The sequence below is a fragment of the Cupriavidus sp. UME77 genome, assembly GCF_014170355.1.
Taxonomy (GTDB): domain Bacteria; phylum Pseudomonadota; class Gammaproteobacteria; order Burkholderiales; family Burkholderiaceae; genus Cupriavidus; species Cupriavidus basilensis.
Window position 1 is genome coordinate 46355 of record NZ_LZZU01000054.1, and the last position, 13214, is coordinate 59568.

Annotated in this window: 13 protein-coding genes; 4 read left to right on the forward strand and 9 right to left on the reverse strand. The window is 68.2% G+C overall.

What is annotated here, in order from left to right:
• Nucleotides 1-9 precede the first annotated feature (9 nt).
• The 4 genes from A9975_RS21565 (at nt 10) to A9975_RS21580 (ending at nt 5151) form a co-directional block, all read left to right on the forward strand.
• Nucleotides 10-519: a sigma-70 family RNA polymerase sigma factor gene (locus A9975_RS21565; protein ID WP_183034581.1), complete on the forward strand. Its 510-nt coding sequence runs from the start codon at nt 10-12 to the stop codon at nt 517-519.
• Nucleotides 516-1571: a FecR domain-containing protein gene (locus A9975_RS21570; protein ID WP_183034582.1), complete on the forward strand. Its 1056-nt coding sequence runs from the start codon at nt 516-518 to the stop codon at nt 1569-1571. The genes A9975_RS21565 and A9975_RS21570 overlap by 4 nt, the downstream gene beginning before the upstream one ends.
• Nucleotides 1572-1736: 165 nt before the next feature.
• A complete protein-coding gene (locus tag A9975_RS21575) occupies nt 1737-4265 on the forward strand; it encodes a TonB-dependent receptor (protein WP_255503354.1) in 2529 nt (842 codons plus the stop codon).
• Between the two features lie 130 nt (nt 4266-4395).
• Nucleotides 4396-5151, forward strand: coding sequence for an IclR family transcriptional regulator (locus A9975_RS21580; RefSeq protein ID WP_043358260.1), 756 nt, complete (start codon nt 4396-4398; stop codon nt 5149-5151).
• An 18-nt stretch (nt 5152-5169) separates the two neighbouring features.
• Here the strand turns inward: A9975_RS21580 and A9975_RS21585 are convergent, their stop codons facing one another.
• The 9 genes from A9975_RS21585 to A9975_RS21625 all read right to left on the reverse strand — a co-directional run bounded on the left by A9975_RS21585 (nt 5170) and on the right by A9975_RS21625 (nt 13202).
• On the reverse strand, nt 5170-6291 hold the full coding sequence (locus A9975_RS21585; RefSeq protein ID WP_183034583.1) for an aromatic ring-hydroxylating dioxygenase subunit alpha: 1122 nt from the start codon (nt 6289-6291) through the stop codon (nt 5170-5172).
• A gap of 200 nt (nt 6292-6491) precedes the next feature.
• Nucleotides 6492-7190: a 4'-phosphopantetheinyl transferase superfamily protein gene (locus A9975_RS21590; protein WP_183034584.1), complete on the reverse strand. Its 699-nt coding sequence runs from the start codon at nt 7188-7190 to the stop codon at nt 6492-6494.
• 16 nt (nt 7191-7206) lie between these two features.
• Nucleotides 7207-7659 (reverse strand): excinuclease ATPase subunit, encoded by a 453-nt coding sequence (locus A9975_RS21595; protein WP_174427567.1) that lies wholly within the window; start codon nt 7657-7659, stop codon nt 7207-7209.
• A gap of 64 nt (nt 7660-7723) precedes the next feature.
• Entirely contained in the window at nt 7724-8950 is a 1227-nt protein-coding gene (locus A9975_RS21600) for a beta-ketoacyl-ACP synthase (protein WP_183034585.1), read from the reverse strand.
• Nucleotides 8947-9678: a 3-oxoacyl-ACP reductase FabG gene (gene fabG, locus A9975_RS21605; RefSeq protein ID WP_150986618.1), complete on the reverse strand. Its 732-nt coding sequence runs from the start codon at nt 9676-9678 to the stop codon at nt 8947-8949. The genes A9975_RS21600 and fabG overlap by 4 nt, the downstream gene beginning before the upstream one ends.
• Nucleotides 9675-10145, reverse strand: a complete 471-nt coding sequence (locus tag A9975_RS21610; protein WP_206702558.1) for a hotdog family protein — start codon at nt 10143-10145, stop codon at nt 9675-9677. The genes fabG and A9975_RS21610 overlap by 4 nt, the downstream gene beginning before the upstream one ends.
• 2 nt (nt 10146-10147) lie before the next feature.
• Nucleotides 10148-11329 (reverse strand): beta-ketoacyl-ACP synthase, encoded by a 1182-nt coding sequence (locus A9975_RS21615; protein ID WP_183034586.1) that lies wholly within the window; start codon nt 11327-11329, stop codon nt 10148-10150.
• A complete protein-coding gene (locus A9975_RS21620; protein WP_255503355.1) occupies nt 11326-11985 on the reverse strand; it encodes a DUF3261 domain-containing protein in 660 nt (219 codons plus the stop codon). The genes A9975_RS21615 and A9975_RS21620 overlap by 4 nt, the downstream gene beginning before the upstream one ends.
• The gene (locus A9975_RS21625) at nt 11973-13202 is read right to left on the reverse strand and encodes an NAD(P)/FAD-dependent oxidoreductase (RefSeq protein ID WP_183034587.1); all 1230 of its coding nucleotides are present in this window, start codon (nt 13200-13202) and stop codon (nt 11973-11975) included. Before A9975_RS21625 ends, A9975_RS21620 begins: the two co-directional genes overlap by 13 nt.
• Between the last annotated feature and the right edge of the window lie 12 nt (nt 13203-13214).

Genomic DNA, 13214 nt, shown 5'->3' on the forward strand with positions numbered 1-13214 from the left:
ACAGGCGCCATGGCCACGGCAGACACCCTTCCCCAGTCGGAACTCCACGCGCTCTACCGCAATCACCACGGCTGGCTCGTCAACCTGCTATGGCGCAAGCTGGGCAATGCGGACAATGCGGCCGACCTGGCCCAGGACACATTTGCACGGCTGCTGGTGGCTTGTGACACCAGTTCGCTGCGCGAGCCGCGCGCCTACCTGACCACCGTAGCAAGCCGCCTGGCCGCGCAATATTTCCGGCGCCTGGCGCTGGAACGCGCCTACCTGGAAGTGCTCGCCCTGCAGCCCGAAGCCGCCGCCCCGTCGCCCGAGACCCGCGCCCTGGTGGTGGAGGCGCTCACCGCCGTCAGCACGGTGCTCGAGCAGCTTCCCCCGCGCGTGTGCGAGGCCTTCCTGCTGTCGCAACTGGACGGCCTGGCGTACAAGGACATCGCGCAGCGGCTCGGCGTCACCGTCAACGTGGTCCAGAAATGGATGAGCAAGGCCTTCCTGCATTGCTATAGCGCGGTGTACGGATGACGCAGCCAGCCAGCGGGCGCATCGACATGCAAATCGTCGAGGCGGCGGCGCAATGGATGTCGCGCCTGCAGTCCGGTGAGGCCACCGCTGCCGACCATGCGGCTTGCGAGCAATGGCGCCAGGCCGACCCGGCTCACGAGCTCGCCTGGCGGCGCATGGCCCTGCTCGGCCAGGACCTGCGCGCCGGCCTGGACCAGATGCCGCCTTCCGTCGCCCGCAAGGCGCTCCATGTGGCCAGCCCCAGCGGCACCGCCGGGCGCGCCCGCCGTGTCGGCAGCGTCTCCCGCCGCAGCGCGCTGAAAACGGTTGCTGGCGTGGGCATCGCGGCAAGCGGCGCATGGCTGGCGGGCGAGCAGTGCTCCGCGCGCGGCTGGAACACCCTGAGCGCCCTTGCCGCGGACTACCGCACCGGCAGCGGCGAGCGCCGCACCGTCACACTGGCCGACAACACCCGCGTGGTGCTCAACACCGGCACCGCCATCAACGTGCGCTTCACGCCGGCGCTGCGCGAGCTGGTCTTGCTGGCCGGCGAAATCCAGGTCACCACAGGTCACGACCCGGCCGCCAGGCCCTTCAGCGTCACGACCCGCAACGGCAGCATCACGCCGCTGGGCACGCGCTTCATCCTCCGCGAAGGGCAACTCTCGCCCGACGGCACCAGCGACAAGCGCGACCCGATCAACGTTTCGGTGCTGGAGGGCGCGGTGCAGATCCGCACGCCCCAGGGCAGAGAGCCGTTTCGCCTTGATGCGGGCCAGGAAACCGCGTTCACGTCCACCACCATCGATACGCCATTCATCATCCACCCGCAAGCCAGCGCATGGCTCGACGGCATGCTCGTGGCGGAGCAAATGCCGCTGGGCCAGTTCATCGCGGAGCTGGCGCGCTACCGCGCTGGCGGCCTGCGGTGCGATCCGGCGCTCGCCGCCCTGCGCGTGTCGGGCGCCTTCCCGCTCGACAACACCGATGCGGTGCTGGCCATCCTTGAACAAACGCTGCCCGTGCAGGTGCGTTACCTCACGCGCTACTGGGTTCGCGTGGCACCCAGGTAAGCACGGCGCAGCGCGTGCGCCTCGTTCCTCAGCGTGTCTCCCAACCCTATTTTGGCCGCGGGTGGCAGCTTTCCATTTCTCGCGCATCAAGTGAATTAGCAACGCTGCAGCAGCCATGCAGCCAAAAGCCATTCAATGACACGAGAACCAAGAGGAATCCGCACCATGGCGCACCGCCCCAACGCTTGCACCAACCTGCAAGGGAACATGCCCTCGTCACAGCCTCGCAGCCACTACCGGCACACGCCGCTGGTGCTGGCGCTACGCGCCGCCTTGCTCGGCTGCGCGCTGGGCGCGACAGCGATGATGCCGGCCATCGCCCAGGCGCAGGCCGCCCCGGCCGGCAGCAAGGCATACGACATCGGCGCGGGCTCGCTGGACCAGGTGCTAGGGCGCTTTGGCCGCCAAGCAGGGGTCTTGGTCGCCATCGATCCGGAGCTCACTCAGGGCCTGCGCAGCGAAGGCCTGCGCGGCACCTACACCGTTGCCGAAGCGCTGGCCAAGCTGCTGTCCGGCCAGCAACTCGAGGCAGTCAGCGGCCCCAGCGGCGGCTATCGCCTGCGCAAGCGCAGCGCGCCATCCGCCGCGCTCGCGCCGGCTGGCGGCCCCATGCTGGCGGAGGTCAAAGTCACGGCCAGCGGGGCGGGCGACGGCATCACGGAGGGCAGCGGCTCGTACACCAGCGATGCCAGCAGCACCGCCACCCGCCTGGGCATCAGCCTGCGCGAAACGCCGCAGTCGGTCAGCGTCATGACCCGCCAGCAGATGGACGACCAGGGCTTGAACGCGCTGACCGACGTCATCGCCCAGACCCCCGGCATTACCCTCAACCAGGGCGGCAACCTGGGCTCCGACAGCAGCAGCGTGTACGCGCGCGGCTTTGCCGTGGAGAACTTCCAGCTCGATGGCGTGCTGCAGCTCAACAGCGGCTTTGGCGGCTTGTTCCAGACCAGCGACATGGCCATCTACGACCGCGTGGAAGTGGTGCGCGGCGCCACCGGCCTGATGAACGGCGTCGGCTCGCCCGGGGCCACCATCAACCTGGTGCGCAAGCGGCCCACGCGGGACTTCCAGGCGTCGGCCAGCGTCGAAGGCGGCTCGTGGGACTATCGGCGTTTCGGGGTGGATGTGTCCTCCCCGTTCAACGAGGCCGGCACCGTGCGCGGCCGCGTGGTCGCCGCTTACCAGGAAAACAATGGCAGCGTGGAACGCCTGCACGAGCGCCGCGAGATCGTCTACGGCGTGGTCGAGGCCGACCTGACCCCCTCCACGCTGGCGACCCTGGGCTTCTCGCTGCAGAGCTTCGATGTACAAGGGCACGCCCGCTCGGGCCTGCCCCTGTACTTCGCGGACGGCACACGCACGGACTGGGCGCGCTCGAAATCGTCCGCCGCCGACTGGGCTTACTCGTACCGGCGCAACCAGAGCCTGTTCGCTTCGCTCGAGCACCGCCTCGACAACGCGTGGCGCGTCAAGGGCACGGTCAGCCAGGACACCTACGGCTACGACGAGGTCTTCGGCTACGCGAACAGCGGCTTTCCCGACCGCAGCACGGGCGCCGGGCTGGCCCTCTGGGGCGGCCGCTGGGGCGGCAAGCCGGACCAGACCAGTGTCGACCTCTATGCCACCGGGCCCTTCAGCTTGCTAGGCCGCGAGCATGAGATGGTGTTCGGCGCCACCTTCGCGCGCACCTCCTACGACAGCGCCACTTACCAGCTCTGGCGCCCCGATGGCTGGAACGGCAGCATTGCCAACATCTACACCTGGGACGGCCGCACGCCGGGCATCGCAGCGAACCCGCCTGTCGGCAGGTACAACTACGCCGAGCAAACCACCGCCGCGTATGCCACGGCCCGGCTGCGCCCGACGGATGCCTTGTCCGTGCTGCTTGGCGCGCGCATCACCAACTGGAGCACCGACACCCGCGACTCGGTCAACAGCACCGGCGCAACCACCGTCGACAACCGCTCCGCGAATGGCAAGGTCACCCCCTACGTGGGCGTGGTCTATGACCTCTCCAGGCACTGGTCTGCCTACGCCAGCTATACGAGTATCTTCAAGCCGCAGAACAACCGCACCCTCAGCGGCAGCTTCATCGACCCGGTGGTCGGCAATGGCTATGAAGTGGGTGGCAAGGGCGCGTTCTTCAACAACCAGCTCAATGTGAGCGGCGCGCTCTACTGGGTCAAGCAGGACAACCTGGCCGTGGCGATTCCCGGCGCCTTCGCGCCCGACGGCTCGCAGGCCTACTACGGCGCCTCGGGCGCCAAGACACGCGGCTTCGAGCTGGAAGCCGCCGGCCAGCTGGCGCGCGACTGGCAGGCCACCGTCAGCTTTTCGCGCAACCTGTCCCAGGACAAGGACGGCATTGCGCTCAACACCAATATCCCGCAGAACACCTTCAAGCTGTTTACCACCTACCGCATTGCCGCCGTGGGCAACGGCCTGACTGTGGGCGGCGGCCTGCGCTGGCAGAGCCAGATCTACAGCGACAACACGGGCCCCCTGAGTGCGCGGTCCACGCAGGGCAGCTACTCTGTGGCAGACCTGATGGCGCGCTACCCCATCACCAGGAAGATCTCGGCCACGCTAAACATCTACAACCTGTTCGACAAGCGCTACTACACCAGTTCCAACTCGGCCTTCTACGGCACGCCGCGCAGCTTCCGGCTCGGGCTGAACGTGAGCTATTGAGCCGCGGCGTCGGTGAGGCAGCGCGGTCGGCCATGGGGGCCCCGGGACGATCGACTATGATAAGTGCTTCTCTTCCGACCAATCCGGGCCTGCCCCACCCATGACCGCCAACGACAACAAAGCGCCGCCGATGAACGTGAAGACGGCGTTACGCGTGCTCGAGATCATCGAAACCTTCGCGCGCGAGCGGCGCGCGCTGTCGCTCTCGGAGCTGGCCCGGTTGCTGGCGGTGCCGGCATCGAGCTGCCTGGCGCTGATCCGAACCCTGACTTCGCTGGGTTACCTGTACGAGACCGGCCGCCGCCAGGGCTATTACCCCACGGGCCGCCTGCTGGCCATGGCGCAGCAGATCGCGCGGCACGACCCGGTGCTGGACCGGGTCCACGGCACCATGAACGAACTGCGTGCGGCCACCGGCGAGACCGTGGTGATCGGCAAGCTGCATGAAGGCCGGTGGGTGGTGTACCTGGACGTGCTCGAATCCCCGCATGCGATCCGCTATATCGCCACCGCAGGCGAGCGGCGAGAGCTCCATGCAAACTCGATCGGCAAGGCCTTGCTATCCGTCATGCCCGAGGACGAGCGCAGCGCGCTGATCGCGCAGCTCAGCTTCGAGCGCTTCACGCCACGCACGGTAGCCAACGCGGCGCAGTTGGAAGCCGAGCTGAAGAAGTCCGCCGAGCAAGGCTGCTTCATCAACCTGGGCGAGTCGCTGCCCGATGTTGGCGCGCTGGCCTGGCCGGTGCGGTTGTCGGGAGAATGCTACGGGATTTCCATTGCCGGGCCGGCGTACCGCATCGAGCCCGCGTTGACGCGTTTCTCGGCCATCCTCAGGACGGCCTGCTCCGCGCTCGAGCGCGACGAGCGCAGCCGGTTCTCGCAATAGCCATCAGCCTGTCCGTCGTCAACTCCCGGCGGACGCTTCCGGCATGCCGCATTCGCGCAGCAGGTCGCGCAGTTCGTTGATGACCGGGAACACCTCCTGGTTCCAGTCGGCGCCCTGCTCGTCATGCGCCGCCTGCTCGCTCTCGACGATCCAGCGGTCCTCCTTGAAGATCCGCTCGGTGAACCACACCAGCAGCGGCCAGGCCAGATCCAGTATGCCGGGAATGCCGGGCTTCTTGATCGAGAGCAGCCCGAACGTGCGGTTGGTGCGCTGCTCGGCGTCGAGCGGCACGTAGACGATCCACAGGTCCATCACCAGCGTGGCATCCGAAGTACGGATCTGCAGGGTCTGGTAGGGATACAGGGTGCGGACCGTCATCACGTCCTTGCCACCTTGCCCGCCCTTGCTGCCCTTGTTGCCGCCGCCGAACACCAGCGCTTCGCCCACCGGCTGCTTGCCTTGCTCGCGAGCGAAGGTGTAGTCCACCTCGACCCAGCCGTCACCGCGCCGGCGGCCCAGCGAGCGGGCGCGCATCTGCCCCATCTGCCGCCGGTGCAGGAACTGATGGTTCATGTCCATCAGGTTCTCATGCATGAACGAGTAATGGCATTTGACCTCGCGGCCAAAACGCCGCGTCTTGTAGGCCTTGTTGGCCACCGAGCCCAGGCTGGGCAACGGGGTTTCGTCGGCCAGCACCGCGCTGCCGGGAAACACGAAGATAAGCCCTTGCACCTCGCGGCAAGGGTAGGAGCGCACGCCGTTGGGCAGGCGCTCGCGGCCCAGGTAAGGCACGTCGATGCAGCGGCCGGTGCAGTCATAGGTCCAGCCGTGATAGCAGCAACGGATCGATTCGCCGTCGACCACGCCCGCATGCAAGGGCACTTGCCGGTGCGCGCAACGATCTTCGAGCGCGAACACCGCGCCGGACGCCGTGCGCACCAGCACGATCGGCTCGCCGGCAAAGCGCACACCATGCGCCTTGCCGCGCTTGACTTCGCGCGACCAGGCCAGCGGATACCAGTGATCGGGGTGAATGGTGACGCGGCGCAGGTCGCGCAGCGGGACTTCGGCAGGAGCGGGGGTATCGCTATCGTTATCGTTGTCGTTGGCACTGCTATCTAGCAACGGAACTGCATGCATGGGGGACTTCTCCTTGCAAGACTGGTATCTCGATTGGCCGACTGCATGGGCGAGGGGGCGAAACCAAGGACTCAGTCTAACCGAAGGCGTGCCGAGCGATGGGTTGTCTGTCGCAGGGTATTGGCGGGTATCCGGGCTTACCCCGACACAGGCCGGACGTACCGGCAGTGGCGTGGATCGCGCCCGCGATGACGTGATGCTCAGGACGCATCCGCCGCTGGCGTCAGGCACCAGTAGCGCAGGTTCGCGGGCGCGGTATCCGACAACGACAGGGGGGGCGTGGCGTGGATCGCCAGGATGGCATCGCCGTGGCGCCAGGTGCAAGCATTGGCGCTGGCCGGGGTTGCCGCCGGCGACACCGCCACCGCTTGTCCGAGCATGGTCTGGAACAGTCCCCCGCCGCCGCGCTTGAGCCAGGCTTCCTTCAAGGTCCAGAGCTGGAAGAAGGCCTCGCGCTGCGCCGCCGGATCGCCGCCCGGGCGCAATGCCGGCAAGGCGGCGCGCTCGGCGTCGCTGCTGACCGCAAGCACCAGCGCGTCCAGCCCCTTGCGCGGCAGCACGCGCTCGATGTCCAAGCCGAGCGGTTCCAGCCCGGCGGCACAGGCGACGTGGTCGCCGGAATGAGAAAGGGAAAGAAAGGCGGACGCAGGCCCAATGGCCTGCGGCGGGCCGTCCGGCGCGGCGCTCAGCGTCCAGTCCTGCCAGCCGCCGCCGTAAGCTTGCGCCAGCAATTGGCGCGCAATCCAGCGCCCAGCCACGAACTGCGCGGCGCGCTGGCCGGCCCGCAGGGCGTCCAGGCGCCGCGCTTCGTCCGCGCCCAGCCATTGCCTGGCGGGCGGAACCTGTCCCGCCAGGCCAGCTACCGACGCAACACGAACGTGGATCGGGGCGGCCGGCATGGCGGGGCGTGCGGCCTTACTTGCCCGCCACCTTGGCGTACGTACCCTTGAGCGCAACACCGGCCACCACGGCGCCGGCGTGGCATTCGTACTCGGTCGGGCTGGCGACCGAGTCCTTCTTGTAGTAACTCACCACATCGACCACGGCATTGGCGCCGAGGGTCTTGGCCTTGTCCTGGAACGCGATCAGCGCGGACAGCGCGGCCCAGCGGCAGGCGTCTTCGTCGCTCTTGCCGAAGCTGTTGGTCTTGCGGTTGGACACATCGCTCTCCTTGGTCTCCAGGACCTTGGGCTTCTTCTGCCCCGCCAGGAAGAACTTGACCGAGCCATCGAGCTTTTCCTGTGCTTCCGGCATATCCAGCACTTCCTGGAACGGCAGCATGTACTTGGTATCGCGCGCCGCGGCGGGCGTGGACAAGAGCATGGCGGCCGAGGCGGTTGCGGCCAGGATGGAGAGAGCGTGCTTCATTGACCTTCCTTTCTTGGTGTTGTTGATTTTGTTGATGAGGAAAATGCGCGGTAGTACTGGCATATCAACGCCAGCGGCGGAACACCAGCGACGTGTTGATGCCGCCAAAGGCAAAATTGTTGCTCATCGCATGATCGATGTCGAGCCGCCTGCCCTCACCCACGATGTAGTCGAGCGAGGCACAGCGCGGGTCCGGGTTGGACAGGTTGATGGTGGGCGCAAACCAGCCGTCGCGCATCATCTCGACCGTCATCCATGCCTCGAGCGCGCCGCAGGCGCCTAGCGTATGGCCCATATAGCTTTTCAGCGAACTCACCGGCACCGCGTCGCCCAGCACCTCGCGGGTGGCATGGGACTCGGCGATATCGCCCTGGTCCGTGGCAGTGCCGTGGGCATTGACGTAGCCGATCGCCGAGGCCGGCAGGCCGGCATCCTCCAGCGCCAGGCGCATGGCCTGCGCCATGGTGTCCGCCTTGGGCTGGGTCACGTGGGCGCCGTCGCTGTTGGTGCCAAAGCCGACGATCTCGGCCAGGATGCGCGCGCCGCGCGCCAGCGCGTGCTCCAGTTCCTCCAGCACCAGCGTGCCGGCGCCCTCGCCCAGCACCAGGCCGTCGCGCTCGCTGTCGAACGGGCGCGGCGTGCCATGCGGCGCATCGTTGCATGTGCTGGTGGCGAACAGCGTATCGAACACGGCGGCCTCGGTGGGATCCAGCTCCTCGGCGCCGCCCGCCAGCATGGCCACCTGCCGGCCGCTGCGGATGGTTTCGTAGGCGTAGCCGATGCCCTGGCTGCCCGAGGTGCAGGCGCTGGAGGTGGTGAGGATGCGCCCGGTAATGCCAAAGAACACGCCGATGTTCACCGCCGTGGTATGCGGCATCATGCGGATGTAGGTGGTGGCGCTGACGTCCTCGGTGGTGCGGTCCATCATCATGCGGCCAAAATCGGCCACGGCCGACGGCGTGCCGGTGGACGAGCCGTAGGCAATGCCAAGCTTGCCGCTGGTGACCAGCGGATCGCCAAGCAGCCCCGCATCGCGCAGGGCGGCCTCGCTGGCCAGCACCGACATCACCGCCACGCGGCCCATGGCGCGCGTGACCTTGCGGGTGTAATGCGCCGGCAGCGTGAACGGCGGCACAGGTGCCGCAAGCTGCGTGTTGAGGCCCTTGTAGACGGCCCACTCCGGCATCTGCACGACCGCGTTGCGGCCGCTGGCCAGGCGCTCGCGCACGCTCGCCCAGTCGTTGCCCAGCGAGCAGACTGCGCCGGCTCCGGTAATGACGACGCGCTTCATCCGAACATCCCCCCGTTGACAGAAATCACCTGCCGGGTGATGTAGCCCGCATCGGCGGACATCAGGAACGCCACGGTGGCAGCCACCTCGTCCGGCGTGCCCATGCGGCGTGCCGGGATCATGCGCAAGGCTTCCTCCAGCACGTGTTCCTCGACCATTTCTGTATCGATCAGGCCGGGCGCCACGCAGTTGACGGTAATGGCGCGCTTGGCCAGCTCGATGGCCAGCGCCTTGGTGGCGCCGATCACGCCGGCCTTGGCCGCGCTGTAGTTGGTCTGGCCCCGGTTGCCCACCAGCCCCGACACCGAGGACAGCGTGACGATACGGCCCGGCTTGCGCCGCTGCACCATGGGCATCACCACCGGGTTGAGCACGTTGTAGAAGGCGTCCAGGTTGGTGTGGATCACCTCATCCCACTCTGCCCCGGTCATGGCCGGGAACGCGGCATCGCGCGCAATGCCCGCGTTGCAGACCACGCCGTAGTAGCAGCCATGGGCTTCGATATCGGCCAGCAGCGCGGCCGCGGCCTGCTCCCGCTGGCTGACGTCGAAACAGAGCACGCGCGCGGTGCGGCCCAGGGCGCGGATCGCGTCGGCCACCGATTCGGCTTCATCGCGCCGGGCGCGGCAATGCACCACCACATCGTAGCCCTCGCGCGCCATGCGCAGCGCGATGGCGCGGCCGATGCCGCGCGAAGACCCTGTGACGAGCACGGTTCGGTTCGTCATGGTTGTTGTCCTTGCAAGAAAGCCTGCGCGTCGGCAGGCTGGAAAACGGAAACGTTGGCGCGCGCCACTTCGCGCTCGCCCAGCGACAGCGAGCAGGCAAACATGCCGAGCCCGTTGTCGCCGACCAGCTCGGCGCGCACTTGTATGGTCAGCACGCTGCCCACCGGGAACGCCGGCACGTCGCATTCGTAGCGCCGCGAGCCAAGCAGGAAGCCGATGCCAGGCGCCCGGCCGGCACGCCAGTCCTGCGCGCCGGCCCAGGCGGCGATGGTCTGCGCCATGTACTCGATGCCGACCCAGCCCGGCATGCCGGACTCATCGACAAACAACTGCGTGGCGCGCACCGTGGTGCGCGCCACCGCGTGTTCCTCATCGGCGCGCAACAGCTCATCCAGCAAGCGCATCCCGCCGGCATGCGGCAGGACCTCGGCGATTGCCGGCAACGCGGCAAGGGACGTCATGGTCATGGTCAGCCGGCTCCCAGTATCACGGCGCTGTTGCTGCCGCCGAATGCGAAGGAATTGCTCATCAAGTAGCGCGGCGCGCGGCCCAGCGTTTCGCCGGGGGCCACCACCCGCAGCGCCGGCAAGGCCGGATCAGGCACGCCGTCCCACCAGTGCGGGGGCAGGCGGCCGTCCGGGTTGTCGACCAGCGTCAGCCACATCAGCGCGGCCTCGATCGCACCGGCCGCGCCGAGCGCGTGTCCGGTCATCGGCTTGGTCGAGCTCAGCGGCAAATCGGCGCCGAACACCGCGGCGCATGCCAGCGCTTCCATGGCGTCGTTCTGCGGCGTGGCGGTGCCGTGCAGGTTGAGGTAATCGATGTCCGCGGGCACAAGCCCGGCGCGCTCCAGCGCCTGCAGCATGGCGGCCCGGGCACCGGCGCCGCTGGGGTCCGGCGCCGACATGTGATGCGCGTCGGAGGTCTCGCCGCAGCCGGCCAGGCGCACCGGCCCCGGCTCGGCGGACAGCAGGAACAAGCCGGCGCCTTCGCCCAGGTTGATGCCGCAACGGTTGGCCGACAGCGGGTTGCAGCGCGACGCAGAGACGGAATCCAGCGCACTGAAGCCAGCGACCGTGAAGGAGCACAAGGTGTCCGCGCCGCCCGCGATCACCACGTCCGCCATGCCGCTGCGCAGCAGGCGCGCCGCAGCCGCTAGCGCCTTGGCGCTCGACGAGCAGGCGGTGGACAACGTGTAGGCCACGCCGGTCACGCCCAGCACGCCAGCCAGGAACTGCGCCGGCGAGCCCAGTTCCTGCTGCCCGTAGTGGAAACCCTCCGGCCACGCGCCGGTGGCAGCGCGCGCGCGCACGGCCACGCCGCCCTCGGCAATGCCGGAGGTACTGGTGCCCAGCACCACGGCCACCCGCGCCGGGCCAACCCGGGCGATGGCGGCCTGCGCCTGGGGCATGAACTGGAGCGCGGCGTGATACAGCAGCGCATTGTTGCGGGTACGGTGCACCTGTGGCGTGTCGTCCGGCAGCCTGAGCGCGGCGTTGACCGTGCCGAGCTGCAGCGGCCGGCCCAGGCTGTACAGCTCGGTCACCTCGCCGCCCTGCGGGGCGTCGGCGCGCCAGAGCGCCGCGCGCACGGCATCCGCGCCGTCGCCCAGCGCGCAGGTCATGCCCAGTGCGTTAATAAAGACATTCATTTCATCCCTCCTTGCCCCGCCGGCGGCAGGGTGCGGATGGTCAGCCGATAGCCATCGCGGTATTGCTCGAACTCGATCGTTTGCGGGTCCGGATAGCGCACCTCCGCCACCACCTCGCCACCCGCGCGCAGCACGCGCCGGCCGGCCTCGACCTCCAGGGTCCAGCCCGCCGGCAAGGCCGCGGCAATCGCCTCGACCGGCCACAACGACAGCTGCATTTCACTCAGGATACGCTCCGGCACCAGCTCGGCCGGCGCCCAGGGCGAGCGCACCACGCGCAGGTCCTGCCCATCCCAGTCCAGCCGCGCCAGCACCTGCCCGCCGGCCAGCGCGGCCAGCCGCGTGTGGGTGGCATCGGCTTCCAGCAAGGCCTGGATCTCGTGGCGTTCCTCCCCGCGCGGGGTGCGGTACACCACGGTGATCTGCTGCTGCAGCGCCAGCTCGCGGCCCAGCGATGCCGGCGGCAGGCGCAGCAACGGCACGGGCTGCTGCCCGGCAGGCAAGGTGGGCGCGGCAGGAGGCGAAGCGGAACCTGCCGCCGGCCCCGCGCCCGGGCCGGCGCAGCCCGCCAGCAGCAACGCACACGCGGCAACACCCAGCAGCATCCGCGCTGGCGCGGCGCCAATGCAGTGATGCCTGGCGATCAGGCTTCGCAAAGCTGCTCCAGCACGCCAAGGCGGCGCCGCGACTCGGTGACGAACGGGTTGGTGCGGTCCCAGGCATAGCCCGCCAGGATGGCCGAGATCATGCGGCGGATTTCCGGTGTGGCATTGGGATGGAAAATCAGCTTCTGGAAGCGGCCTTCGTACCACGCTTCCACAAAGGTGCGGAAGCAATCCACGCCGTCCTTGAGCGGGCGGCCGTAATCGGCCTGCCAGTCCACCGTCTCGCCATTCAACTGGCGCGCCAGGCAGGCCGTGGCCAGGCTGGCGGACTTGAAGGCAATGGTGACGCCGGACGAGAACACCGGGTCGAGGAATTCGCCTGCATTGCCCAGCAACGCATAGCCCTTGCCCCACAGCGATTTCACGTTGGCCGAGTAGCCGGCGATCTGCCGGGCCGGGGTGTCCCAGTCGGCGTTGGCCAGCAGCTTGGCAAGGCCGGGCTCCTCGCCCACCAGCGCCCGCAGCCGCTCGGTCTCGGTCCCTGTGTACTGGTCGAGGAAGCGCTTTTCCGCCACCACCCCCTGCGAGCAGCGGCCGTCCGAGAACGGAATGGTCCAGTACCAGACATCGACATGCTCCGGATGCACGCTGACGCGGATCTTGTTGCGATCGAAGGTGCCCAGCGGGATGCGGTCTTCCACGTGGGTGAAGATGGCGCTGCGCACGGGGAAGTTCGACGGCGACTCCAGGTCCAGCAGGCGCGGCAGCACGCGGCCGAAGCCCGAGGCATCCAGCAGGAAGCGCGCCCGCACCTGGTACGCCTTGCCATCCGGGTCGCGCACGGTGACGCAAGGCTGCTCGCCCTCCAGGTCGACGGCGCTCACCTGGTGCTTGAAACGGACCTCGGCGCCCTGCTTCTGCGCTTCGCGGATCAGCACGTCGTCAAAGCGCGCGCGCTGGACCTGGTAGGTGGTGCCCCAGCCGGCGGAGAACTTGTCGCGGAAATCGAAATCCGTATAGCGGTCGCCACGCACGAAGGCAGCGCCGTTCTTGTACTGGAAGCCGGCCTCGACCACCGCCTGCAGCATGCCCGCCTCTTCGATGTAGGCCATGCTCTGCGGCAGCAGGCTTTCCCCGATCGAGAAGCGCGGGAAGGTCTCCTTCTCGATCACCAGCACATCAATGCCGCGCTTGCGCAAGAGGCCCGCCGCCACGGAGCCCGCCGGGCCGGCGCCGATGATAAGGACATCCACCTGTTCGGTATTCATTTGCAACCCTGT